The 305-nt window shown below is 38.7% G+C and carries 1 pseudogene; it reads left to right on the forward strand.

The annotated features are described in order from the left end of the window. A pseudogene (locus J582_RS25690) lies at positions 1 to 298 on the forward strand (DUF2252 family protein); the annotation flags it as partial. Between the last annotated feature and the right edge of the window lie 7 nt (positions 299 to 305).

Consider the following 305-nt stretch of genomic DNA (forward strand, 5'->3'; position numbering starts at 1 on the left):
ACTCAAACCGATTCGTGCAAAACGGATGAGCGTTTCACCATTTACATTTTATCGTGGCATGCCTTCTTTGATGCTATTTGACCAAGTGTGGGAGCCACTAAATTCAGGTTTATTTCAACAGATTTGTGGTGATTGTCATTTAAGTAACTTTGGTGGTTTTGCAAGTCCAGAACGTAACCTGTTATTCGGAATTAATGATTTTGATGAAACTTTAGTTGCCCCGTTTGAGTGGGATGTAAAGCGTTTAGCAACCAGTTTTGTGATTGCAGCACGCGATATTAATCTTGCAGATAAAATGTAAATGG

Origin of the sequence: Acinetobacter sp. 1566109 (genome assembly GCF_000582255.1) — a bacterium.
Classification (GTDB): Bacteria; Pseudomonadota; Gammaproteobacteria; order Pseudomonadales; family Moraxellaceae; genus Acinetobacter; species Acinetobacter nosocomialis.